We start from the raw sequence: 23,089 nt of genomic DNA on the forward strand, positions 1-23,089 counted from the left end.
CTTTTCGCCTTGTTCTTGCCGTCGGGCGGATCGCGCCGGCGGCCTAGTCGACCGGTGACGGCAGGGGTGTAGCAAAAGCATGAAGACGATTCTCTGCTACGGCGACTCTCTCACCTGGGGCTATGACGCCGGCAGTCTCGGCCGCCACGCGCTCGAAGATCGCTGGCCGAGCGTGCTCGGGGCTGAGCTTGGAGGTGACGTCGAGGTCATCGCTGAAGGTCTCAACGGCCGCACCACGGCCTTCGACGACCACCTGGCCGGCGCCGACCGCAATGGCGCCCGCGTGTTGCCGACGATCCTGACCAGCCATGCGCCGCTCGACCTGATCATCATCATGCTTGGCGCCAATGACATGAAGCCTTGGATTCACGGCAATCCGGTCGCCGCCAAGCAGGGCATCCAGCGCCTGATCGACATCGTGCGCGGCCACGACTACCCGTTCGACTGGCCAGCGCCGCAGATTCTCATCGTCGCGCCGCCCGCGGTGACGCGCACCGACAATGCCGAGTTCAAGGAAATGTTCGCCGGCGGCGACGACGCCTCCAAGCGTCTGGCGCCGCAATATTCAGCACTTGCCGACGAGGCCGGCTGCGGCTTCTTCGACGCAGGCACGGTCGCCGTCACCACGCCGCTCGACGGCGTCCATCTCGACGCCGAGAACACGCGCAACATCGGTAAGGCGCTTGCGCCGCTCGTGCGCGTGATGCTCTCACTCTAACCTTCAGAAAGATCAGGGAGAAAACCCCGTGGCTGAATCCTACGACGTCATCATCATCGGCTCAGGCCCCGGCGGCTATGTGACGGCGGTGCGTTCCGCCCAGCTCGGCTTCAAGACGGCGATCGTCGAGCGCGAGCATCTTGGCGGCATCTGCCTCAACTGGGGCTGCATCCCGACCAAGGCGCTGCTGCGCTCGGCCGAGATCATGCATTATTCGGACCACCTCAAGGACTACGGCCTGAAGCTCGAAGGCGGCAAGGTCAGCCCAGACACATCAGCCGTGGTCGACCGTTCGCGAAAGGTGTCGCTGAGGCTCAACACCGGCGTCGGCTTCCTGATGAAGAAGAACAAGGTCGACGTCATCTGGGGCGAGGCGAAGCTGTCGAAGCCCGGCGAGGTCGTGGTTTCGAAGACGGCCAAGAAGCCGATGGAACCGCAGCCGCCGGTGCCGAAGGGCGTCAAGGGCGAGGGCACCTATACCGCCAAGCACGTCATCCTGGCGACCGGCGCAAGGCCGCGCGCGCTGCCCGGCATCGAGCCGGACGGCAAGCTGATCTGGACCTATTTCGAGGCCATGGTGCCCAAGGAAATGCCGAAGTCGCTGCTGGTGATGGGCTCGGGTGCCATCGGCATCGAGTTCGCCTCCTTCTACTGCACCATGGGCGCCGATGTGACCGTGGTCGAGCTGATGCCGGCGGTGATGCCGGTCGAGGACGCCGAGGTCTCGAAATTTGCGCAGAAGCAGTTCGAGAAGCAGGGCATGAAGATCATCCTCGAAGCCAAGGTGACCAAGGTCGAAAAGGGCGCCAATTCAGTCACCGCGCATGTCGAGATGAAGGACGGCAAGGTCGAGAAGATCACCGCCGACCGCATGATTTCCGCCGTCGGCGTGCAGGGCAACATCGAGGGCCTCGGCCTGGAGACGCTCGGCGTGAAGACGGACCGCGGCTGCATCGTCGTCGACGGCTACGGCAAGACCAATGTGCCTGGCATCTACGCGATCGGCGACGTCGCCGGCCCGCCCATGCTTGCCCACAAGGCCGAGCACGAAGGTGTGATCTGCATCGAGAAAATCGCCAATTTCCCGGGCGTACACGCCATCGACAAACTGAAGATCCCCGGCTGCACCTATTGCAGCCCGCAGGTCGCGTCCGTCGGCCTGACGGAGGCCAAGGCCAAGGCGGAGGGCAAGGACATCCGCGTTGGCCGCTTCCCGTTCAGCGCCAACGGCAAGGCGATCGCGCTCGGCGAGGACCAGGGCTTCGTCAAGACCATCTTCGACAAGAAGACCGGGCAGCTTCTCGGCGCGCATATGGTCGGCGCCGAGGTGACCGAGCTGATCCAGGGTTTTGTCGTGGCGATGAACCTGGAGACCACCGAGGAAGAGCTGATGCACACGATCTTCCCGCATCCGACGCTGTCGGAGATGATGAAGGAGAGCGTGCTGGACGCCTATGGCCGCGCTTTGAACGCATGATAAGTCACCAATCGGTGATAGATTGCCAATCGGTCACAGACGGCCAATTCGTGCTAACGTGGTCGGGCGAGACTCACACGCGGCAGCCGGAGAAAGCTGACGGCAAGGCAGTTCGTATCCGGATGCATTTTCACCTGATCGAGGAGGAATTGGCATATGCATATGAATGGCGTCGGCTGGATCACAGCCATCATCGTCGGCGGCCTGGCGGGCTGGTTCGCCGAGATGGTCATGAAGAGCAATACCGGCATCGTCATGAACATCATCATGGGCATCGTCGGCGCAGTCGTGCTCAACGCGATACTGCAGGCCCTCAATGTCGGGCCCTTCGGCGTCGGCTGGGTAGCCTATCTGATCACCGGCTTCATCGGCGCCTGCCTGCTGATCTTCGTCGGACGGTTGGTGCGCCGCTGATCGCCGGCAAATGTCGCTATGCGAAAAAGGCCGTGGCGGCATGCGCTGCCGCAGCCTTTTTCTTTACCTCGAAAAGTCTTAGATGACGAAAGACAGGCGGCCGTCGAAATAGCGGCCGCGAAGGGTTTGAGATGGTTACAGTCGTAGACACGATCGCCAACCGGCCGCGCCCGCGGCATCCCGAGAAGGCGCACCGGCCCGACCAGGAGGTGCTGCGCAAGCCCGACTGGATCCGCGTCAAGGCGCCGGTTTCCAAGGGTTATGCCGAAACGCGCGAGATCGTGAAGTCGCACAAGCTGGTGACGGTGTGCGAGGAGGCCGGCTGCCCGAATATCGGCGAATGCTGGGACAAGAAGCACGCCACCTTCATGATCATGGGCGAGATCTGCACGCGCGCCTGCGCCTTCTGCAACGTCGCGACCGGCATCCCGAGCGGGCTCGACCCCGACGAACCGGCGCGCGTGGCGCATGCCGTCAAGCAGATGGGGCTGAGCCACGTCGTCATCACCTCCGTCGACCGCGACGATCTGGCTGACGGCGGCGCGCAGCATTTCGCCGACGTCATCCGCGCCATCCGCGCGGCGACGCCCTCGACGACGATCGAGATCCTGACGCCCGACTTCCTGCGCAAGGACGGCGCGCTGGAGATCGTCGTCGCGGCCAAGCCCGACGTCTTCAACCACAATCTCGAAACCGTGCCGTCGAACTACCTGACGGTCCGTCCGGGAGCGCGTTATTTCCACTCGATCCGGCTTTTGCAACGGGTCAAGGAACTCGATCCCTCGATCTTCACCAAATCCGGCATCATGGTCGGCCTCGGCGAGGCGCGGAACGAAGTGCTGCAATTGATGGACGATCTGCGTTCGGCCAATGTCGACTTCATGACCATCGGCCAGTATCTGCAGCCTTCGAAGAAGCACCATCCGGTGATCCGGTTCATCCCGCCGGACGAGTTCAAGTCCTACGAGACCATCGGCAAGACAAAGGGCTTCCTATTGATGGCATCGAGCCCGCTGACGCGCTCCTCGCACCATGCCGGCGAGGATTTCGCCAGGCTGCGCGCGGCACGCGAGGCGCAGCTCGCGAAGGCCAGCTGATTTTCAATGCCGAAATTCGAGGCGACACGCCGCGTCGGGCATACGCCGGAAGAGATGTTCGCGCTGGTGGCGGACATCGAGGCCTACCCGCAATTCCTGCCGCTCTGTGAATCGCTCGCCGTGCGCTCGCGCAAGGAGCGTGACGGCCGCACCATCCTGGTCGCCGACATGAGCATCGGCTACAAGGCGATCCGCGAGACCTTCACCACGCAGGTGCTGCTCAATCCGGCCGAGCATGCCATCGACGTCAAATACATCGACGGCCCGTTCAAATATCTCAGCAATATCTGGCGCTTCGACCCGGCCGAAAAAGGCTGCGAAGTGCATTTCTTCATCGACTACGAATTCAAGAGCCGCATCCTGGGCGCGGTGATGGGCACGATGTTCGACCGAGCCTTCCGCATGTTCTCGGAAGCCTTCGAGAAACGCGCCGACGTTATCTACGGCGCAAAGGCGGGCTAATGCTTGTCGCCCAAAAGTGCGCAGCGGTTTTGGGGAACGACATGCATCAAACGAAGACTTAAAGCGCGTCGCCTGAATCCGTTTCAGCGCGACGCGCTTTAACGTTCGCCGAGCGCCCGCAACCCGAGTTGCAGCGCATGCCGCACCGTTTCGTGCCGGATGAATTCGCGGCCCTTTTGGCCGAACAATTGCTGTTCGGCGGCGATCGGCTGACCGGCAAGCGCTATCCCGAACCAAACGAGGCCGACCGGCTTGTCGGCTGAGCCGCCGCTCGGACCAGCGATGCCGGTGACGGCAAGCGAAAGGCTTGCCCGCGAATGCGCCAGCGCGCCCGCCGCCATCTCCAGCACCGTCTCGCGTGAGACCGCGCCAGGCGCTTCGAGTGTGGCGGCGGAAACGCCGAGCATCTCCATCTTGGCTTCGTTGGAATAGGTGATGAAACCGCGATCGACCACGGCGGAGGAGCCGGCGATGTCGGTCAGCGCGGCGATGATCAGGCCGCCGGTGCAGCTTTCGGCCGTCGCCAGCATGATGCCGCGCTGCTGGCAGGCCTGGAGCAGAGCGATAGCGAGTTCGGCGTTGCTCATGCAGGCACCTCTCCCGGATAGACGACGCTGGCGGTGGCGATCGCGGCGATGCCTTCGCCGCGCCCGACAAAGCCGAGCTTCTCGTTGGTCGTCGCCTTGATCGAAATGCGCTCGGGCGCGATGCCGAGCATGGCCGAAAGCGCTTGCGTCATTGCCGCGCGATGCGGCCCGACGCGCGGCGCCTCGCAGATCAGCGTGATGTCGGCATTGGCGATGCGACCGCCACGCTCGCGCACCAGCTTTGCCGCGTGCTCGACGAAGATCTTCGAAGCCGCACCCTTCCATTGCGGGTCCGAGGGCGGGAAATGCGTGCCGATATCGCCGGCGCCGCAGGTGGCGAGCAGCGCGTCGGTCAGCGCATGCAGCCCGACATCGGCATCGGAGTGGCCGGAGAGCTTGCGGTCATACGGGATGGCGACGCCACAGAGCGTTACATGGTCGCCGGGCTCGAACGCATGCACGTCGTAGCCGTTGCCGGTGCGTATGTCCGGGAAGCGCTGCTGCGCGCTGGAAAGCCGCTGGTCGGCCAATGCGATGTCCCTTGCCCAGGTGAGTTTGACGTTGTCCGGCGATCCGGGAACGATCTTGACGGGTATATGTGCCCACTCGGCGATCGCCGCGTCGTCGGTGAACTCCGTCTTGCCCAGATGATGCGCCTTCTCATGCGCGGCGAGCAGTGGCCAGAACGGAAAGCCCTGCGGCGTCTGCGCCGCATGCAGGCCGGCTCGCGACACCGTCTCGTCGATCATGCCGGTGGCCGATTCCCGCTTCAGCGTATCGGCGACGGGCAGCGCCGGCAGCGCGCCCTGGCGCTCGCCGATGGCCTCGATGGTGCGGTCGATCAGCCCGGTGTCGACGAACGGCCGCACGGCGTCATGCACCAGCACTTTTGCGGGGGCCTGGTCCTTCAGTGCCAGGAGGCCGAGCCGGACGGACGCCTGGCGCGAAGGGCCGCCGATCACGGCGACAAGACGATCGCCATGCGCCTCGGCCGCGCGTTGGAAGAGTTCGGCATCGTCTGCGTGGATGGCCACGACCACGGGGCCGATCATCGGATGCGAGAGAAAGATATCCAGCGTATGCGCGATGACGGCGCGGCCGCCGATGCTCTGATATTGCTTTGGACCCTCGGCCTGTCCGGCGCGCGCGCCACGGCCGGCGGCAACGATCACCACCCCGATCCCGCTGCTTGGGGACGCCGCTTGCTTTTCGCTTGCCTCGCTCATTCCGATCGGTCCTAGAGCCGGATGATTTCAGGTCGATTCGACCTGAAATCTGAATCCGTCTCTAAATCAAAGAAGTAGAGCATGATGTCGGCCGAAAACCGCTCACACTTTTCGGCATCATGCTCTAGTCGCCGTGATGGCCGAAGGCCAGCTTTTTCCAAAATGCGCCTTAATGTGACGTCATTGCGCGTTGCACAATGCCACACTTCTGGCTAGAGAATGTGCAACGATCGAACATGCTTGGTTTTTGTGCATGGCTGAACTGACCACATTGGCATCGCCACTCGATGTCGGCGGCGTGAGAATCCGCAATCGCGTTTTCCTGGCGCCGATGTCTGGCATCACCGACGAGCCGTTCCGGCAACGCGCCCACGCGCATGGCGCGGGGCTGGTCGTTTCGGAAATGGTGGCAAGCGGCGAACTGGCCAAGGGCAGGGCCGGCTGCGACCTGCGCATCCGCCATTCCGGCCTGCCGGTGCATATGGTTCAGCTCGCCGGCCGCGAGGCCGTCCACATGGGCGAGGGCGCGCGCATAGCGGCGGGCGAGGGCGCCGATATCATCGACATCAACATGGGCTGCCCCGCGAAGAAGGTGACCGGCGGCTATGCCGGCTCGGCGCTGATGCGCGACCTCGACCATGCGCTTTCGCTGATCGAGGCGGTGGTCGGCGCCGTGTCGGTGCCGGTGACGGTCAAGATGCGGCTTGGCTGGGACGAAAGCGCGCTCAATGCGCCGATGCTTGCGCGCCGCGCCGAACAGGCCGGCGTCAGGATGGTGACCGTGCATGGCCGCACGCGCTGCCAGTTCTATCAGGGCAGGGCCGACTGGCGCGCCATCGCGCGCGTCAAGGAAGCCGTCTCGATCCCGGTGGTGGCCAATGGCGATGTCGGCTCGGCCGAAGAGGCGGCGACAATCCTCGAACAGTCCGGCGCCGACGCAGTGATGATCGGCCGTGCGCATTATGGCGCGCCGTGGACCGCCGGCGGCATTGCCACAGCCGCCGCCGGTGCAAGCGCGCAAGCTGTTCCGAGAACGCCGCAGGCGCTCGCCGACTACGTCGTCTCGCATTACGAGGACATGCTCTCGCTCTACGGTATCGAAAGCGGCTTGCGCCAGGCGCGCAAGCATCTCGGCTGGTATCTCGACCGCCATGCTCCCGATGCGTCCGCCGAACAGCGCAAACGCATTCTCACGTCCTTCGAGCCGGGCGACGTCGCCGCCGAGCTGCGCCGCGTGCTCGTCGACCGCGCGCAATCGACCAGCCTGCGGAGCGCGGCATGAAGGCAGACGTCCCACAGCCGGCTGGTATGGCGGATGCCGCCAATATCGTGCTCAACACCATTCGCCGCCCGGTCATCATGGTCGACCCCGACGGCTTCATCACGTTCGCCAATGCCGATGCCGAGGACTTCTTCCGCTCCAGCGCGACCATGCTCGCCCGCAACACGCTCTCCAAGCTGGTGCCGTTCGGCAGCCCGTTGCTGACGCTGGTCGACCAGGTACGCGAGCGCCGCGCGCCGGTCAACGAATACCGCGTCGACGTGTCGTCGCCGCGGCTTGGTATCGAAAAGATGGTCGATCTCTATGTCGCGCCGGTGCCGGAGTTTCCAGGCTCCATCGTCGTCATGTTCCAGGAGCGGTCGATGGCCGACAAGATCGACCGTCAGATGACGCATCGCGGTGCCGCGCGCTCCGTCACCGGCCTTGCCGCGATGCTCGCGCATGAGATCAAGAACCCGCTCTCCGGCATCCGCGGCGCCGCTCAGCTGCTCGAGCTTTCCGCCTCCGACGAGGACCGCGCGCTGACCCGCCTGATCACCGACGAGACCGACCGCATCGTCTCGCTTGTCGACAGGATGGAGGTGTTCTCGGATGAGCGGCCGATCGAGCGCTATCCGGTCAACATCCACGTCGTGCTCGATCATGTGAAGGCGATTGCCAAGAACGGTTTTGCAAGGCGGATCAAGATCTTGGAGGAGTATGATCCATCATTGCCTCCGGTCTTCGCCAACCGCGACCAACTGATCCAGGTCTTCCTCAACCTGGTGAAGAACGCCGCCGAGGCGATCGGCGCCGACCCGCAGGGCGAGATCATGCTGTCGACGGCCTTCCGCCCCGGCATCCGCGTCTCGGTGCCTGGGACGCAGGACCGTGTCTCGCTGCCGCTGGAATTCTGCGTACACGACAACGGGCCCGGCGTGTCCGAAGACATCCTGCCGATCCTGTTCGATCCATTCATCACCACCAAGCCGAACGGCTCCGGACTTGGCCTGGCGCTGGTCGCCAAGATCGTCGGCGAGCATGGCGGCATCATCGAATGCGATTCGACACCGCGCGGGACGACGTTTCGCATCCTGCTTCCAGCCTGGAAGGAAGCCGCGCCCGGCGTTGGCGACGAAGCTGAAGGAGACCGCACATGAGCGCTCGCGGCAATATTCTGGTCGCCGACGACGATGCGGCCATCCGCACCGTGCTCAACCAGGCGCTGTCGCGGGTTGGCCACGAGGTGCGCGTCACCTCGAATGCCTCGACGCTGTGGCGTTGGGTGGCGGCGGGCGAGGGCGACCTCGTCATCACCGACGTGGTGATGCCCGACGAGAACGCCTTCGACATGCTGCCGCGCATCAAGAAGGCGCGGCCCGAACTGCCCGTCATCGTCATGAGCGCCCAGAACACCTTCATGACCGCCATCCGCGCCTCCGAGACCGGCGCCTATGAATATCTGCCGAAGCCGTTCGACCTGACCGAGCTGCTCAACATCGTCAACCGGGCGCTCGCCGAGCCGAAGCGGCCGAAGCTCGATGCCCGCGCGGAAGACCAGCCCGAGACGATGCCGCTGGTCGGCCGGTCGGCCGCCATGCAGGACATCTACCGCATGCTGGCGCGCATGATGCAGACCGACCTCACGGTCATGATCAGCGGCGAGTCCGGCACCGGCAAGGAGCTGGTGGCGCGCGCGCTTCACGAATACGGCCGCCGTCGCGGCGGTCCGTTCGTGGCCATCAACATGGCGGCGATTCCGCGCGACCTCATCGAATCAGAACTGTTCGGCCATGAGAAGGGCGCCTTCACGGGCGCCCAGAACCGCTCCAGCGGCCGTTTCGAGCAGGCCGAGGGCGGCACGCTGTTCCTCGACGAGATCGGCGACATGCCGATGGAAGCGCAGACCCGGCTGCTGCGCGTGCTGCAGCAGGGCGAATACACCACGGTCGGCGGCCGCACGCCGATCAAGACCGACGTCCGCATCGTCGCGGCCACCAACAAGGACCTGCGCACGCTGATCAATCAGGGTCTCTTCCGCGAGGACTTATTCTACCGCCTCAATGTCGTGCCGCTGCGGTTGCCGGCACTGCGCGAGCGTTCCGAGGACATTCCCGACCTGGTGCGGCATTTCTTCAAGCAGGGCGCCAGCGAGGGCCTGCAGACCAAGCGCATATCGTCCGGCGGCATCGAGCTCATGAAACGCTATCCCTGGCCGGGCAACGTGCGCGAGCTTGAAAATCTGGTGCGCCGGCTGGCCGCCCTCTATTCGCAAGACGAGATTTCATCGGAGATCATCGAATCGGAACTGAAAACCGGCGAAAGGCCGGTCGTGCCCGACGGTGGCGCGCTCATCCCCGACGATCTGTCGATCGGCCAGGCGGTCGAGCATTTCCTGCAGCGTTATTTCGCCTCCTTCGCCGGCGAATTGCCGCCGGCCGGGCTTTACCAGCGTATTCTTGCCGAGGTCGAGTATCCGCTGGTGTTGGCTTCGATGACGGCGACGCGCGGCAATCAGATCAAGGCGGCGGAGCTTTTGGGGCTCAACCGCAACACGCTGCGCAAGAAGATCCGCGAACTCGGCGTCAACGTCTACAAATCGGCCAGGCAGCCCTAGAGCCGGATGATTTCAGGTCGAATCGACCTGAAATCTGAATCCGGCTCTAAATCAAAGAGATAGAGCATGATGTCGTCCGAAAACCGCTTCACACTTTTCGGCATCATGCTCTAGCGTCACCTCGTCCTTCGGCGAATTTTGTCTGGGAAAGATTATCTTCCCGGCCACACTTGTTGCATAATCGCCACAATGCGTTGCATACATCCGACGCGATGACCGACTCTGTACCGCGACATGGCAGCTGAGGCTCCGACCCTGAACCAACCGCTTTTCAACCAGACTGGCACGCGTGAAGGGCGACGGTTGCTGGCGTTGCCAGGCGTGGTCGCGATTGCCGGAGCGATGATAACGGCGGCCATCTCGTTCGCGATCCTGGTCGGCGCAACGCCGATCGCGCCGACCGCGGACACGACGTGGGCCTTGATCGCGGCCAATGCCGTCTTTGTGCTGTTCCTCATCGCCTTGATCGCCCGCGAGGTGCGCCGGATCGTCCTGGCGCGGCGCCACGGCAGGGCCGCCTCGCGGCTGCATGTGCGCATCGTCGCGATGTTCGCGCTGGTTGCCGCCATTCCGGCCATCATGGTGGCGATCATCGCCTCGATCACGCTCGATATCGGCCTCGACCGCTGGTTCGAACTCCGCACCAAGACGATCGTCAACTCGTCGCTGTCGATTGCCGACGCCTATGTGCAGGAGAACGCGCGCAACCTGCAGGGCACGACATTGTCGATGGCATACGATCTCGATGCCTCGCGCACGCTTTACGGTCTCGACCGAGCCGGTTTCCTCGATCTGTTGAACAAGGAAGCCGTCGGGCGCGGACTGGCGCATGCGGCCCTGATCAAGCCGGACGGCTCGTTCGTCATGAACGCCAAGACCGACGCCGATTTTCCCATGCCCGAGCCGCCCTCGGGTGCTGTCGACACCGCGGCCGACGGCAAGCCGGTGCTGATAGAACCGCGCACCCGCAATATCATGGGCGCCATCATCAAGCTGCGCGAGATCGAAGGGCTTTACCTCTATACCATCCGGCTGGTCGATCCCGACGTGATCAAGGCGCGCCAGATCGTCAGGTCCAACACCGACGAATACCGCAATCTCGAGGACAACCGCCGAACCTCGCAGGTGGCCTTCGCGCTGCCTTATCTGTCGCTCACGCTGATCATCACGCTCTCGGCGATCTGGACCGGCATCGCAGTCGCCGACCGGATCGTGCGGCCGATCCGTCAGCTGATCGGCGCGGCCGACGAAGTGGCGACCGGCAATCTCGACGTTGCCGTTCCCGTGCGCCAGTCCGATGGCGACGTCGCCTCGCTCGGCGAGACCTTCAACAACATGATCCTCGAGCTCAAATCGCAACGCAACGAGCTGGTGTCGGCCAAGGATCTGATTGACGAGCGGCGTCGCTTCTCCGAGGCGGTGCTGGAGGGCGTCACCGCCGGCGTCATCGGCGTCGACCCCTACGGCATCATCACCATCGTCAACCGCTCGGCCGAGACCATGCTGGCGATTTCGGCAAACGCAACGCTCGGCCAGAACCTTTCGGCGGTCCTGCCGCTTGTCGGCCGCGTCTTCGAGATCGGGCGGCAGTCCGGCAAGCCGGTCTATCGCGAGCAGGTGACCTTCTTCCGCACCGGCCTGGAGCGCACCTTCAATGTGCAAGTCACGGTCGAGGCCGGCGACGACGGCGAGGAAGAGAAATCCTACGTGGTCACCGTCGACGACATCACCGATCTCGTCCAGGCGCAGCGTTCGTCGGCCTGGGCGGACGTAGCGCGGCGCATCGCGCATGAGATCAAGAACCCGCTGACGCCGATCCAGCTTTCGGCCGAGCGCATCAGGCGCCGCTACGGCAAGGTCATCACCGAGGACCGCGAGGTCTTCGACCAGTGCACCGACACCATCATCCGCCAGGTCGAGGACATCGGCCGCATGGTCGACGAATTCTCGGCCTTTGCCCGCATGCCGAAGCCCGAGATGAAGACGATAGACCTGCGTGAATCGCTGCGCGAGGCGTCCTTCCTGGTCGAGGTCAGCCGCTCCGACATCGCCTTCGAGCGCGATTTCGGCAGCGAGCCGTTGAAAGGCACTTTCGACAGCCGGCTGATGGCGCAGGCCTTCGGCAACGTCATCAAGAACGCCGCCGAGGCGATCGACGGACTTGATGCGCAACACCGTTCGGACGGCACAATCCGGATTCACGCCGGGCGCCAAGATGGCGCCATACGAATCGACGTTATCGACAACGGCAAGGGGCTGCCGCGCGAGAATCGCCAAAGGCTTCTCGAGCCCTATATGACGACACGCGAGAAGGGCACCGGGCTTGGCCTCGCTATCGTCAAGAAGATCGTGGAGGACCATGGCGGCCGTCTCGAATTGCATGACGCGCCAGCGGATTTCCATGGTGGCCGGGGCGCGATGATCTCGATCATCCTGCCCCCGGCAACGATCGTAGCCGCGCCGCCACGCGGTGAAGGTCGAAGCGAACACGAACGAGAAACTGAAAAGGTCGGTAATGGCGTCTGACATTCTCATCGTCGATGACGAGGAAGACATCCGCGAACTTGTCGCCGGTATCCTGAGCGACGAGGGTCATGAAACCCGCACGGCGCATGACGCCGACAGCGCGCTTGCGGCAATCGCCGATCGCGCGCCGCGATTGATTTTCCTCGACATCTGGCTGCAGGGCTCGCGCCTCGACGGACTGGCGCTCCTCGACGAAATCAAGACCATGCATCCGAACATGCCGGTGGTGATGATTTCCGGCCACGGCAACATCGAGACGGCGGTGTCGGCCATCCGGCGCGGCGCTTACGACTTCATCGAGAAGCCGTTCAAGGCCGATCGCCTCATCCTGGTCGCCGAGCGCGCGCTGGAAACCTCCAAGCTGCGGCGCGAGGTTTCCGACCTCAAGCAGCGCAGCGGCGAGACCTTCGATCTGATCGGCATGTCGTCGGCGATGAGCCAGTTGCGGCAGACCATCGAGCGCGTCGCGCCCACCAACAGCCGCGTCATGATCGTCGGTCCCTCAGGCTCCGGCAAGGAACTGACGGCGCGCGCCATCCACACATTATCGTCGCGCAAGGCCGGCCCGTTCGTCACGCTGAGCGCGGCCACCATCACGCCTGAGCGCATGGAGATCGAGCTGTTCGGCACCGAATCGAACGGCACCGAACGCAAGGTCGGCGCGCTGGAAGAGGCGCATCGCGGCATCCTCTACATCGACGAAGTCGCCGATATGCCGCGCGAAACGCAGAACAAGATCCTGCGCGTGCTGGTCGAGCAGCAATTCGAGCGGGTAGGCGGCACCAAGCGCGTCAAGGTCGATGTCCGCATCATCTCTTCGACCTCGCAGAATCTCGAGGCGATGATCGCCGACGGCCGGTTCCGCGAGGACCTTTACCATCGCCTGGCGGTGGTTCCGGTCATGGTGCCGGGGCTCGCCGAGCGCCGCGAGGACATTCCCTACCTCGTCGACAATTTCATGAAGCAGATCGCGCGCCAGGCCGGCATCAAGCCGCGCCGCATCGGCGACGATGCGCTGGCCGTGCTGCAGGCGCACAACTGGCCGGGCAACGTTCGTCAGTTGCGCAACAATGTCGAGCGATTGATGATCCTGGCGCGCGGCGAAGAGGCAGATGCGCCGATCACCGCCGATCTTCTACCCTCCGAGATCGGCGACGTGATGCCACGCACACCCAACCAGTCGGACCAGCACATCATGGCGCTGCCGCTGCGCGAGGCCCGCGAGCAATTCGAGAAGGACTATCTGATCGCCCAGATCAACCGCTTCGGCGGCAACATCTCGAAGACGGCCGAGTTCATCGGCATGGAGCGCTCCGCCTTGCATCGCAAGCTGAAGTCGCTCGGTGTGTAAGCAATTCCAGGAAAAGTGCGCAGCGGTTTTCCGTCCGGAATTGCGTAAACTCTCTAGACCGACTTGGCCCACGAGATTGTTCATTACGGCAGGGGCGGAATCGCCTAAGAAAGCCGGACATTTCCCTGAGGATGCCCATGCCGCGCATTGCCTATGTCAACGGGCGCTATGTCGTTCATGCCCAAGCCAGCGTCCATATCGAGGACCGCGGCTACCAGTTCGCCGACGGCGTCTACGAGGTCTGCGAGGTGGCGCGCGGCCATATCGTCGACATGCCGCGCCATCTTGCCCGGCTCAAGCGCTCGCTGAAGGAACTGTCGATCGCCTGGCCGGTCTCCGAGGGTGTCCTGCCGATGCTTTTGCGCGAGGTGGTCAACCGCAATGGCGTGGTCAACGGCCTTGTCTATGTGCAGGTGACGCGCGGCGTTGCCAGCCGCGAGTTCGTGTTTCCGCCCGCGGGCACGAGACCTGCCCTGGTCATAACCGCCAGAAAGGCCGATCCGACCGCGGGGGCGAAGCGGGTGGAGACCGGCATCAAGGTCGTCACCGTCCCCGAGAATCGCTGGGACCGCGTCGATATCAAGAGCACGGGCCTGTTGCCCAATGTGCTCGCCAAGCAGAAGGCCAAGGAGGCCGGCGCCCAGGAAGCCTGGTTCGTCGACACCGACGGCAACGTCAAGGAAGGTGGCTCGTCCAACGCATGGATCGTCACCCGGGACGGCGTCCTTGTGACCCGACCCGCCGAGCACGGCATCCTGCGCGGCATCACCCGCACGACGCTGTTCGATGTCGCCGCAAAGCTTGGCCTCAAGATCGAGGAGCGCGGTTTCTCGGTCGCCGAAGCCAAGGCCGCCAGGGAAGCGTTCATCAGCTCGGCGACGACAATCGCCATGCCGGTGGTCGAAATTGACGGCGCGCCGATCGCAAATGGCCATCCCGGTTCCATGACACTTTCGTTGCGGCAGGCATTTTTTGACGTTGCGGAAAAAAGTCCAGCCTGATAACCGCACAACTGGAATTAACCTCAACTATCTCATTCTGCTTGCCATTGTGTCGGCAAGAGGGGGTTTGCGCGCTTGACAGGTGCTGCGTAATTTGGCGCATTGGCACGCAAACCAAGGGGATCGGCGAAAGACAAGAAAAATGGCGGAACGATCGCAAAACCTTCAGGACCTGTTCCTGAATTCAGTTCGCAAGAGCAAAAATCCACTTACCATCTTCCTCATCAACGGCGTGAAGCTGACCGGCGTCGTCACTTCGTTCGACAATTTTTGTGTGTTGTTGCGGCGCGACGGGCACTCCCAGCTCGTCTACAAGCACGCCATTTCCACGATCATGCCGAGCCAGCCGGTTCAGATGTTCGATGGCGAGGAAAGCCAGGGCGCCTGATTGGCACGCGATAAGGACGCGGACCGCAGCGTTCGCGGAAAACAAGGACATCAACTCGGGCCGGAATCCAAGGATCCGACCCGGGCTGTCGTTATTGTGCCGGTGCTCACCCGCCAACCGCGCGGCGACGACGAGTCGAGCCGTCCGCGGCTGAGCCGTTCGGCGGATGCCCGCCACGACGAGGCGGTCGGGCTTGCCAGCGCCATCGATCTCAATCCGGTTCACACGGCGGTGGTGACGGTCGCCGACCCGCGCCCGGCGACGCTGCTCGGCAGCGGCAAGGTGGCCGAGTTCGCGGATATCGTGAAGGAACGCAAGGCGGAGCTGGTCATCGTCGACCATCCGCTGACGCCGGTGCAACAGCGCAATCTCGAAAAGGAACTGAACGCCAAGGTGCTCGACCGCACCGGGCTCATTCTCGAGATATTCGGCGAGCGGGCCCGCACCAAGGAAGGCACGCTGCAGGTTGAGCTCGCCCATCTCAACTACCAGAAGGGCCGCCTGGTGCGGAGCTGGACCCACCTTGAGCGGCAGCGCGGCGGCGCCGGCTTCCTCGGCGGTCCGGGCGAAACCCAGATCGAATCCGACCGTCGCATCCTGCAGGACAAGATCACCAAGCTGAAGCACGAGCTGGAAACCGTGCGGCGCACGCGTGACCTGCATCGCGCAAAGCGCAAGAAGGTGCCATTCCCGGTGGTGGCGATCGTCGGCTACACCAATGCCGGCAAGTCGACGCTGTTCAACCGGCTGACCGGGGCAGGGGTGCTGGCCGAGGACATGCTGTTCGCCACCCTCGACCCCACGTTGCGGCGCGTTCGGCTGCCGCACGGCACGCCGGTCATCCTGTCGGATACGGTGGGTTTCATCTCCGACCTCCCGACGCATCTGGTGGCGGCCTTCCGGGCAACGCTGGAAGAAGTCGTCGAAGCCGATCTGGTGCTGCATCTGCGCGACATCTCCGATCCGGACACGGCCGCCCAGGCCGAGGATGTCGAACGCATCCTTGCCGATCTCGGCGTCGACGCCGCCGACGCGAACCGCGTGATCGAGGTCTGGAACAAGATCGACCTGCTCGATGAGGGCAACCGCGAACGGCTGCTGGCCGAAGGGGCGAGCGGCAGGACGCCACCGATCGCCATTTCGGCGGTGACCGGCGAAGGACTGGACACGCTGAAAGCGCTCATCGAGACGCGTGTGTCGGGCGAGCTGGAAACGATGACGGTGACCTTGAGCCCGGCTCAGCTCGGCCAGGTCGACTGGCTCTACCGCAACGGCGACGTCGTTTCGCGCACCGACAATGAGGACGGCAGCGTCACCCTTTCGCTGACCGCCACACACAGCGCCAGGCAGGAGATCGAGAGCCGCCTGCACCGCAAGAGCGGCGGCTAAGAGGCTGTTTATTTGGCGCTTTTGGCCTGCTGCCAGAGCGCTTCCATCTCGTCGAGCGTCGCCTCTTCCAGCGAACCGCCCGAAGCCTCCAGGGCCTGCTCGACATAGTGGAATCGCGAGCGGAATTTGTCGTTGGTGCCGCTGAGCGCCGCTTCGGAATCCAGCTTGAGATGGCGTCCCAGATTGACCACGGCAAACAGCATGTCGCCGAACTCGTCCTTGATCGGAGCCGCGTCACCGGTGGCCAGTGCCTCGCGCAATTCGCCGATCTCCTCCTCGATCTTGTCGAGGATCGGGGCTGCCTCGCTCCAGTCGAAGCCGACGCGCGCGGCTTTCTCCTGCAGCTTGAGCGCGCGGGTCAGGGCAGGGAGCGCCACCGGCACGCTGTCGAGAAAACCTTTGCCGTGATCTTCCGGATCGAGCCCACGCGCGATGCGGGCAGCGCGCTTCTTGGCTTTTTCGGCGGCCTTGATCTTCTCCCACATGCCCTTGGCCATGCCGGCGCTGCGCGCTTTCTCGTCCCCGAAGACATGCGGATGGCGTCGGATCATCTTGGTGGTGATGGCCTCGACGACATCGCCGAAAGCGAATTCGCCGATCTCCTCGGCCATCTGCGCATGGTAGACGACCTGCAGCAGCAGATCGCCCAGCTCCTCGCGCAGATCGTCGAAATCGCCGCGCGCGATCGCGTCGGCCACCTCATAGGCTTCCTCGATCGTATAGGGCGCGATGGTCGAGAAATTCTGCTCGATATCCCAGGGGCAGCCGGTTTTCGGCGCCCTGAGCGCCGCCATGATCTCGATCAGCCGGGAAATGTCTTTCGAGGGTTTCATCTTGCGAACCCTAGCGCGCAGCACGGCGGGCTACCAATCCCGCCGGCCGGCAAAAGCCTATTGTCCACAGTTGCGCGCGGGCTCTAGTCGAGCACCGAGACGATCGCCTTGGCGAGATCGTCCATGCCATCCTCCGGCAGACCGGCCACGTTGATGCGGCTGTCGCCGACCATATAGACGGCGTGCTCGGTGCGCAGGCGCTCGACCTGCGCCTCGGTCAGCCCAAGCCTTGAAAACATGCCGCGATGGCTGGCGACGAAGTCGAAGCGATCGGAGTTGGACTGCCGGCGCAAAGCCTCGGCGAAAGTGACGCGCAGCCTGAGCATGCGCAATCGCATCTCCTCGAGCTCCGTCTCCCAATCCTTCTTCAGGCCGGCATCTTCAAGCACCATGCGCACCGCCGCCGCGCCGTGATCAGGCGGCATCGAATAGAGCGCGCGCGCCGCCGCCAGCATCTGGCTCATCGCCACATCCGCCTGCGGGCCGTCCTTGGCCATGATCATCGCGGCGCCCACGCGGTCGCGATAGACGGCGAAATTCTTCGAGCAACTCGAGGCGACGACCATTTCCGGAACTTTGCCGGCCAGCAGCCGCAGGCCGGCGGCGTCGGCGTCCAGGCCTTCGCCAAAACCCTGATAGGCAATGTCGACAAAGGGCAGCAGGCCGCGCTCCAGGAGAACGTCGGCGACCTTGGCCCACTGAGCGGCATCGAGATTGGCGCCGGTCGGGTTGTGGCAGCAGCCATGCAGCAACACGACATCGCCGCTGTTGGCGCTCCTGAGCGTCGCCAGCATCTCGTCGAAGCGGACGGTGCCCGAAGCGGCATCGAAATAGGGATAGTCGCGGACCTGCAAACCGGCGGCGCGCATCACCGGCAGGTGGTTCGGCCAGGTCGGATCGGACAGCCAGACAGTCGCGCCGGGACGCGTGCGCTGCAGAAGCTCGGCCACCAGCCTGAGCGCGCCCGATCCGCCCGGTGCCTGCGCCGCCCGGATGCGCGAATGGTCGGCCTTTTCGCCAAAGGCGAGATTGATCATGGCGGTGTTGAAGCTGGTATCGCCGGCAAGGCCGAGATAGGTCTTGGTGTCCTGGCTGGCCAGCAGCCGCTTCTCGGCCTCGCGCACGGCGCGCATCACCGGCGTCCTGCCGTTGATGTCCTTGTAGACGCCGACCCCTAGGTCGACTTTGCCCGGCCGTGGATCGCTGCGGTAGAGGCCGATCAGGGCAAGGATCTTGTCGGCGGGCGCGGGCTGCAGGGTCTCGAACATCGAAAAGGACTCCAATGGCGGCGGAGTGATACGCAAATCGATCCCGCCGCGCCAGCGGTTTCCTCGGAGACGGCGACACGAAAAGAATGCCGGGCAGGGGATTAAATTCCCTACATGCTCCGTAAACAGGACATGAAACGGTCGATGGCACGCTTCGATATTGTCGGGCAGTTGGGATCGCTGCGGCGCTATGCGCGCTCGCTGACGCGCGACAGCACCGAGGCCGAGGATCTCGTCCATGACGCGCTGGTGCGCGCCTATGAGCGGCGCGCGACCTTTCGCTCGGGAGGCAATCTGCGCGCCTGGCTGCTGGCGATCGTGCACAACATCTTCATCGACCGCATGCGCTCGCGCCGCTCCGAGGCGGCGCGCATCGAACAGGCCGGCCACGTCGCCGACCAGAGCGTGCCGGCCTCGCAGGATCATTCGGTGCGCCTGTCGCAGGTCCGGGAAGCATTTCTTTCGCTCCCCGAAGAACAACGCTCGGCCCTGCACCTCGTCGCGATCGAAGGGCTGTCCTATCAGCAGGCCGCCGAAGCCATCGGCGTGCCGCTCGGAACCTTGATGTCGCGCATCGGCCGCGGGCGTGCCGCGCTGCGTGAAATGGAAGAGGGCGCGGCGCCGAAAGCCAAGCCTCATCTCAGGATCGTGGGAGACGATCAATGACCGCCATTGTCGACCCCGTAACCGATGCCGACCTCGACGCCTATGTCGACGATCAGCTGGATGTCGCCCGCCGCATAGAGGTCGAGGCGCACCTCGCCGCGCGCCCGGAAGTGGCCGCGCGTGTAATGTCCGACCTGAGGACGCGCGACGAGTTGCGCGTCGCGCTTGCCGGACCGGTCGGCAGGGCGCGTCCGGCCACGACCGAAGCGGCGCGGCGACTGGAAAGGGCGCTTGCCAGGGGGCGTATCCTCGCCGTGCTGCAGCGGGCAGCGGCCGCGGCCGTGCTGGTCGCGGCGGGCTGGCTGGCCAACGGCATTTTCGGGCCGATCACTGTCACCAAGGTGGTCGCCTCGACGCAGCCACCGGCCTATGTCGAGGATGCGGTCAGGGCGCACCGGACGACTTTGGTGCGCGAGACGATGCCGTCGCAGCAGGAGGCGCCGGGCTACGATGCCGACGAGATCCGCGCCGCCACGGCGATCGTCATGCCGTCGCTGCCCGGCGACTGGAAGATCCGCGACGTCCAGGTCTACCCCTCGCAATTCGGGCCGAGCGTCGAGATGGCGATCCAGACCAAGGACCTTGGCCTCGTCTCGCTGTTCGCCATCAGGCCGGGCACGTTCGATGTCGTGAAGCCGACTGTCGCGCCCGCCGACGACATCTCAACCGCCTATTTCCAGATCGGCGAGGTCGCCTATGCGGTGGTCGGGCGCGGCGACGCCGGCAGCCTCGACCGTGCCGCCGAAAAGCTAGCCAGAACTCTCTATTGAAAACAGACCCACTACCGAGAACCAAGGAGAACCAAATGAACAGCCCCAATCTGGGATACCGAATGGGCACCGGCGTCCAGGCCGGAGCCGTCTATGACGAGGGCCTGCGCAAGCATATGCTGCGCGTCTACAACTATATGGGCCTCGGTCTCGTCGTCACCGGCCTCGTCGCCTTCTTCGTGGCTTCGACGCCGGCGCTCTATGTGCCGATCTTCTCCAGCCCGCTGAAGTGGGTGGTGATGCTGGCGCCGCTCGCCTTCGTCATGCTCTTCTCGTTCAGGATGCAGACCATGTCGGCCTCGGGCGCGCAGGCAATGTTCTGGGCTTTCTGCGCCGTGATGGGCCTGTCGCTTGCCTCCGTCTTCCTGGTCTTCACCTCGACCAGCATCGCGCGCACCTTCTTCATCGCCGCCACGATGTTCGGCGCCACCAGCCTCTACGGCTATACGACCAGGCGCGACCTGACGCAGTTCTCGTCCTTCCTGATCATGGGCCTGATCGGCGTGGTCATCGCCAGCCTGGTCAACCTGTTCCTCGGCTCGACCGCGCTGCAGTTCGCCATCTCGGTGATCGGCATTGCCGTCTTCATCGGCCTCACCGCCTGGGACACGCAGACGATCAAGGAGCAGTACGCCGAGAACTTCGACGCGGAATCGCAGCAGAAGCTCGCCGTCTTCGGCGCCTTCTCGCTCTATCTGAACTTCATCAACATCTTCCATCTGCTTTTGAATTTCACTGGCGAGCGCGAATAAGCCGGACCGTAGCAGGCAACGCTGCTGACCTCGGCTCGGCCGGAGGGAAACCTCCGGCCGTTTTTCGACTCTGCATCAGAGCGTCCACCGGCCAAGGCGACGCGCGGTATGCTTGCCGCCCTTGAGTTCACGCGGCCTTTTGCTAGCCTGTCGTCCAAACCGGCCAGCCGCGAGGACGCAATGGAACAGCTGACGCTTCACGCTGACGGCATCTCGGCGACCATCGTCGGGCAGGGGGCCGAGCTGGTCTCGCTGCGCGATGGCGACGGCACCGAGCTTCTGTGGCAGGCAGGCCCTGTCTGGCGCCGTCATTCCCCGGTCCTGTTCCCGATCGTCGGCCGGGTGAAGGGCGATCAGCTGCGGCATCGCGGCCAGACCTATCCGATGACGCAGCACGGCTTTGCCCGGGACAGGCGCTTTGCCTGGACGGAGCAGGGCACGACCTCCTGCACATTGGTGCTGACGGATGACACCGAGACGCGAACGCACTACCCCTTCGCCTTTCGCCTGGCCATCGGCTACGAGCTGAAACCCCGGCAGCTTGGCGTCACCTTCGAGATAACCAACACCGGCGACGAGCCGCTGCCGGCCTCGATCGGCGCGCATCCGGCGTTCAACTGGCCACTGCTGCCGGAACTGCCCAAGGAGGCCTATTGGTTGACCTTCGCCGACGATGAGCCGGCGCCGGTCCGCCGCCTGAAGGACGGCCTGCTGCTGCCGAACCCGCAACCGACGCCCATGGCGGGAAAGACGCTCCCTCTCTCCGAAAAACTGTTCGACGACGACGCCGTCATCCTCGACAGGCCAGCAAGCACCAGCGTGCGCTATACTGCCGGGCGCGGGCCGGCGATCGAGATGTCGTGGCGGGGGTTCAACGAGCTGGGTATCTGGTCCAAGCCCGGCGGCGCGCCGTTCCTGTGCATCGAGCCCTGGCACGGCATCGCCAGCCCCGTCGACTTCGACGGCGAGTTCGCCGACAAGCCGGGTGTCATGCGGATCGAGCCGGGCGCCCGGCGCCTGCTGAGCTACCGGATCGGTCTCCGCCGGGAGCCGTGAGGCATGGCATACGCCATCAAGGCCGAAATCAGGGACCCACAGGCGGAAACCTTCGTCTTCACCGCCCAGAAGACCATGTATGGCGGCAAACGCATCGCCGAAGCCGACGTCGTCTACCTGTTCGCCAGCGAGAATGAAGGCGGGCAGGGGCTTGTCGCGCGGGGCGTGGTTGCCTCCTCGGAGGCCACTCCAAGACGTCCCGATCTCGAACGGCAGACACCGCGCGTCAGCGTTGTCATCCGTCGCACCGCGCTGGCAACGAGGCGTCTGGGCCGCGATGAGCTCAAGCGCTTCAAGGATTGGCAGGACGGCCGGCCCGAGACCGAGCTCAACTTCAAATTCTACCGCCAGGCGACCAACAAGATCGTCGGCATCTCGGGCGCGACGGCGGCGTTTCTCGAAGGCTTCTTCTAGCCATCTGTCTGCCGCCAAAAGGAAAGCCCGGCGCAAGGCCGGGCCAATCCAGATCGTGCCCGTCGATTGCTCAGTTGGAGAACTTGTAGCTCAGCCGCGCCATGACAACGTCGGCTCGGGCCTTGACCTTGTATGTCTCCGGATTGCTTCCAAGCGAACCGTTGTCAAACACATTGGGACCAGTGCTGGTCTTGGAGCCGAGGTCGATATGCGTGTAATCCACACCTAAGCTGAGCTTGTCGGTGAGAGCGTAATCGATGCCCGCGCCGATCGCATAGCCGTTGTGCCAGTCGTTCTGTTCGTAAGTGACAAGGACATCGTTGTCGCGCGCCTTGAAGCCGACTTCACCGCCGGCGTAACCGCCCTTGGCATAGATCAAGACGCGGTCGAAGGCATAGCCGATCCGGCCTACCACCGTAGCGTAGTGCTGGATTCGCCCGGTCTCGGTATCGCTGTCGGGGAAGTACGGGCTGACGATCGTCTTCCTGATCCCCGTCGCGGTCCATGAGGCTTCACCGCCCACGACGAACTGGTCCCACTGATACTGGGCGCCGACATGCACGCCGCCGGCGATATTGGCGTTGCTGAAATGGAAGCCTTCGGTCCCGGCGGGAACCGAATCGGTAAAGAAGCCGCCACTCGGCTGCGTGACATCGGTGGCCGTTATGTCGCCATTGGCGACGCCGATATGCGCGCCGGCATAGAAGCCGCTCCAGTCATAGGCCGATCCGGCAACCGGGCCAGCCATATCCGCGGCCGAAGCGGCGGTCACGCTAAGTCCGGCCAGCGCGGCAAGTGCAACAAGTCTCTTCACTG

General features: G+C 64.1%; 23 protein-coding genes. 18 read left to right on the forward strand and 5 right to left on the reverse strand.

Annotated features, from left to right (window positions below):
• Positions 1-79 precede the first annotated feature (79 nt).
• The 5 genes from WDX12_RS26760 (at position 80) to WDX12_RS26780 (ending at position 4,168) form a co-directional block, all read left to right on the forward strand.
• Positions 80-718, forward strand: coding sequence for an SGNH/GDSL hydrolase family protein (locus tag WDX12_RS26760; protein WP_320295574.1), 639 nt, complete (start codon positions 80-82; stop codon positions 716-718).
• Positions 719-746: 28 nt separating this feature from the next.
• Complete coding sequence (gene lpdA, locus WDX12_RS26765; protein WP_434722602.1) at positions 747-2,195, forward strand: dihydrolipoyl dehydrogenase; 1,449 nt, start codon at positions 747-749, stop codon at positions 2,193-2,195.
• A gap of 156 nt (positions 2,196-2,351) precedes the next feature.
• A complete protein-coding gene (locus WDX12_RS26770) occupies positions 2,352-2,609 on the forward strand; it encodes a GlsB/YeaQ/YmgE family stress response membrane protein (protein WP_320295576.1) in 258 nt (85 codons plus the stop codon).
• A gap of 131 nt (positions 2,610-2,740) precedes the next feature.
• Positions 2,741-3,706 (forward strand): lipoyl synthase, encoded by a 966-nt coding sequence (lipA, locus tag WDX12_RS26775; protein ID WP_434722603.1) that lies wholly within the window; start codon positions 2,741-2,743, stop codon positions 3,704-3,706.
• A gap of 6 nt (positions 3,707-3,712) precedes the next feature.
• Complete coding sequence (locus WDX12_RS26780) at positions 3,713-4,168, forward strand: type II toxin-antitoxin system RatA family toxin (protein WP_434722604.1); 456 nt, start codon at positions 3,713-3,715, stop codon at positions 4,166-4,168.
• A 98-nt stretch (positions 4,169-4,266) separates the two neighbouring features.
• Here the strand turns inward: WDX12_RS26780 and WDX12_RS26785 are convergent, their stop codons facing one another.
• Both WDX12_RS26785 and WDX12_RS26790 read right to left on the reverse strand, forming a co-directional pair.
• Positions 4,267-4,755: a CinA family protein gene (locus WDX12_RS26785; protein WP_434722605.1), complete on the reverse strand. Its 489-nt coding sequence runs from the start codon at positions 4,753-4,755 to the stop codon at positions 4,267-4,269.
• On the reverse strand, positions 4,752-5,981 hold the full coding sequence (locus WDX12_RS26790) for a bifunctional 2-C-methyl-D-erythritol 4-phosphate cytidylyltransferase/2-C-methyl-D-erythritol 2,4-cyclodiphosphate synthase (protein WP_434722606.1): 1,230 nt from the start codon (positions 5,979-5,981) through the stop codon (positions 4,752-4,754). The genes WDX12_RS26785 and WDX12_RS26790 overlap by 4 nt, the downstream gene beginning before the upstream one ends.
• Positions 5,982-6,234: 253 nt before the next feature.
• Between WDX12_RS26790 and dusB the strand changes: the two genes are divergently transcribed.
• The 8 genes from dusB to hflX all read left to right on the forward strand — a co-directional run bounded on the left by dusB (position 6,235) and on the right by hflX (position 16,514).
• A complete protein-coding gene (gene dusB / locus WDX12_RS26795) occupies positions 6,235-7,263 on the forward strand; it encodes a tRNA dihydrouridine synthase DusB (RefSeq protein ID WP_434722607.1) in 1,029 nt (342 codons plus the stop codon).
• Positions 7,260-8,402, forward strand: a complete 1,143-nt coding sequence (locus WDX12_RS26800; RefSeq protein ID WP_320295582.1) for a two-component system sensor histidine kinase NtrB — start codon at positions 7,260-7,262, stop codon at positions 8,400-8,402. Before dusB ends, WDX12_RS26800 begins: the two co-directional genes overlap by 4 nt.
• On the forward strand, positions 8,399-9,859 hold the full coding sequence (gene ntrC / locus WDX12_RS26805; RefSeq protein ID WP_224509941.1) for a nitrogen regulation protein NR(I): 1,461 nt from the start codon (positions 8,399-8,401) through the stop codon (positions 9,857-9,859). The genes WDX12_RS26800 and ntrC overlap by 4 nt, the downstream gene beginning before the upstream one ends.
• Positions 9,860-10,093: 234 nt before the next feature.
• The gene (locus WDX12_RS26810) at positions 10,094-12,385 is read left to right on the forward strand and encodes an ATP-binding protein (RefSeq protein ID WP_434722608.1); all 2,292 of its coding nucleotides are present in this window, start codon (positions 10,094-10,096) and stop codon (positions 12,383-12,385) included.
• A complete protein-coding gene (locus tag WDX12_RS26815; RefSeq protein ID WP_320295584.1) occupies positions 12,375-13,736 on the forward strand; it encodes a sigma-54-dependent transcriptional regulator in 1,362 nt (453 codons plus the stop codon). Before WDX12_RS26810 ends, WDX12_RS26815 begins: the two co-directional genes overlap by 11 nt.
• A 137-nt stretch (positions 13,737-13,873) precedes the next feature.
• Positions 13,874-14,737: a D-amino-acid transaminase gene (locus WDX12_RS26820; RefSeq protein ID WP_320295585.1), complete on the forward strand. Its 864-nt coding sequence runs from the start codon at positions 13,874-13,876 to the stop codon at positions 14,735-14,737.
• Between the two features lie 142 nt (positions 14,738-14,879).
• Complete coding sequence (gene hfq / locus WDX12_RS26825) at positions 14,880-15,125, forward strand: RNA chaperone Hfq (RefSeq protein WP_006202172.1); 246 nt, start codon at positions 14,880-14,882, stop codon at positions 15,123-15,125.
• Positions 15,126-16,514 (forward strand): GTPase HflX, encoded by a 1,389-nt coding sequence (hflX, locus tag WDX12_RS26830; RefSeq protein ID WP_434722609.1) that lies wholly within the window; start codon positions 15,126-15,128, stop codon positions 16,512-16,514.
• Between the two features lie 8 nt (positions 16,515-16,522).
• Here hflX and mazG read toward each other — a convergent pair whose 3' ends face one another.
• Together mazG and WDX12_RS26840 are read right to left on the reverse strand one after the other, a co-directional pair.
• Positions 16,523-17,347, reverse strand: a complete 825-nt coding sequence (mazG, locus tag WDX12_RS26835; protein WP_434722610.1) for a nucleoside triphosphate pyrophosphohydrolase — start codon at positions 17,345-17,347, stop codon at positions 16,523-16,525.
• Positions 17,348-17,430: 83 nt separating this feature from the next.
• Positions 17,431-18,615, reverse strand: coding sequence for an amino acid aminotransferase (locus WDX12_RS26840; RefSeq protein WP_320295588.1), 1,185 nt, complete (start codon positions 18,613-18,615; stop codon positions 17,431-17,433).
• A 132-nt stretch (positions 18,616-18,747) separates the two neighbouring features.
• On the opposite strand from WDX12_RS26840, the gene WDX12_RS26845 reads away from it, so the two are divergent.
• The 5 genes from WDX12_RS26845 to WDX12_RS26865 all read left to right on the forward strand — a co-directional run bounded on the left by WDX12_RS26845 (position 18,748) and on the right by WDX12_RS26865 (position 22,273).
• Positions 18,748-19,281 carry a sigma-70 family RNA polymerase sigma factor gene (locus tag WDX12_RS26845; protein ID WP_434725715.1) on the forward strand — a complete coding sequence of 178 codons (534 nt, stop codon included), beginning with the start codon at positions 18,748-18,750 and terminating at the stop codon, positions 19,279-19,281.
• Positions 19,278-20,051, forward strand: coding sequence for an anti-sigma factor family protein (locus WDX12_RS26850; protein WP_434722611.1), 774 nt, complete (start codon positions 19,278-19,280; stop codon positions 20,049-20,051). Before WDX12_RS26845 ends, WDX12_RS26850 begins: the two co-directional genes overlap by 4 nt.
• Before the next feature lie 35 nt (positions 20,052-20,086).
• Positions 20,087-20,803, forward strand: coding sequence for a Bax inhibitor-1/YccA family protein (locus tag WDX12_RS26855; RefSeq protein ID WP_434722612.1), 717 nt, complete (start codon positions 20,087-20,089; stop codon positions 20,801-20,803).
• A 180-nt stretch (positions 20,804-20,983) separates the two neighbouring features.
• The gene (locus tag WDX12_RS26860) at positions 20,984-21,859 is read left to right on the forward strand and encodes an aldose 1-epimerase family protein (protein WP_434722613.1); all 876 of its coding nucleotides are present in this window, start codon (positions 20,984-20,986) and stop codon (positions 21,857-21,859) included.
• A gap of 3 nt (positions 21,860-21,862) precedes the next feature.
• On the forward strand, positions 21,863-22,273 hold the full coding sequence (locus tag WDX12_RS26865) for a hypothetical protein (RefSeq protein WP_434722614.1): 411 nt from the start codon (positions 21,863-21,865) through the stop codon (positions 22,271-22,273).
• Between the two features lie 70 nt (positions 22,274-22,343).
• Here the strand turns inward: WDX12_RS26865 and WDX12_RS26870 are convergent, their stop codons facing one another.
• On the reverse strand, positions 22,344-23,087 hold the full coding sequence (locus WDX12_RS26870; protein ID WP_434722615.1) for an outer membrane protein: 744 nt from the start codon (positions 23,085-23,087) through the stop codon (positions 22,344-22,346).
• Between the last annotated feature and the right edge of the window lie 2 nt (positions 23,088-23,089).

This window comes from Mesorhizobium sp. RIZ17, from assembly GCF_051127865.1.
GTDB lineage: Bacteria > Pseudomonadota > Alphaproteobacteria > Rhizobiales > Rhizobiaceae > Mesorhizobium > Mesorhizobium humile.

Coding starts and splice junctions, on each gene's coding strand:
- WDX12_RS26760 (WP_320295574.1), top strand. CDS start 80: ATGAAGACGATTCTCTGCTACGGCGACTCTCTCACCTGGGGCTATGAC.
- WDX12_RS26770 (WP_320295576.1), top strand. CDS start 2,352: ATGCATATGAATGGCGTCGGCTGGATCACAGCCATCATCGTCGGCGGC.
- lipA (WP_434722603.1), top strand. CDS start 2,741: ATGGTTACAGTCGTAGACACGATCGCCAACCGGCCGCGCCCGCGGCAT.
- WDX12_RS26780 (WP_434722604.1), top strand. CDS start 3,713: ATGCCGAAATTCGAGGCGACACGCCGCGTCGGGCATACGCCGGAAGAG.
- WDX12_RS26785 (WP_434722605.1), bottom strand. CDS start 4,755: ATGAGCAACGCCGAACTCGCTATCGCTCTGCTCCAGGCCTGCCAGCAG.
- WDX12_RS26790 (WP_434722606.1), bottom strand. CDS start 5,981: ATGAGCGAGGCAAGCGAAAAGCAAGCGGCGTCCCCAAGCAGCGGGATC.
- dusB (WP_434722607.1), top strand. CDS start 6,235: ATGGCTGAACTGACCACATTGGCATCGCCACTCGATGTCGGCGGCGTG.
- WDX12_RS26800 (WP_320295582.1), top strand. CDS start 7,260: ATGAAGGCAGACGTCCCACAGCCGGCTGGTATGGCGGATGCCGCCAAT.
- ntrC (WP_224509941.1), top strand. CDS start 8,399: ATGAGCGCTCGCGGCAATATTCTGGTCGCCGACGACGATGCGGCCATC.
- WDX12_RS26810 (WP_434722608.1), top strand. CDS start 10,094: ATGGCAGCTGAGGCTCCGACCCTGAACCAACCGCTTTTCAACCAGACT.
- WDX12_RS26815 (WP_320295584.1), top strand. CDS start 12,375: ATGGCGTCTGACATTCTCATCGTCGATGACGAGGAAGACATCCGCGAA.
- WDX12_RS26820 (WP_320295585.1), top strand. CDS start 13,874: ATGCCGCGCATTGCCTATGTCAACGGGCGCTATGTCGTTCATGCCCAA.
- hfq (WP_006202172.1), top strand. CDS start 14,880: ATGGCGGAACGATCGCAAAACCTTCAGGACCTGTTCCTGAATTCAGTT.
- mazG (WP_434722610.1), bottom strand. CDS start 17,347: ATGAAACCCTCGAAAGACATTTCCCGGCTGATCGAGATCATGGCGGCG.
- WDX12_RS26840 (WP_320295588.1), bottom strand. CDS start 18,615: ATGTTCGAGACCCTGCAGCCCGCGCCCGCCGACAAGATCCTTGCCCTG.
- WDX12_RS26845 (WP_434725715.1), top strand. CDS start 18,748: ATGAAACGGTCGATGGCACGCTTCGATATTGTCGGGCAGTTGGGATCG.
- WDX12_RS26850 (WP_434722611.1), top strand. CDS start 19,278: ATGACCGCCATTGTCGACCCCGTAACCGATGCCGACCTCGACGCCTAT.
- WDX12_RS26855 (WP_434722612.1), top strand. CDS start 20,087: ATGAACAGCCCCAATCTGGGATACCGAATGGGCACCGGCGTCCAGGCC.
- WDX12_RS26860 (WP_434722613.1), top strand. CDS start 20,984: ATGGAACAGCTGACGCTTCACGCTGACGGCATCTCGGCGACCATCGTC.
- WDX12_RS26865 (WP_434722614.1), top strand. CDS start 21,863: ATGGCATACGCCATCAAGGCCGAAATCAGGGACCCACAGGCGGAAACC.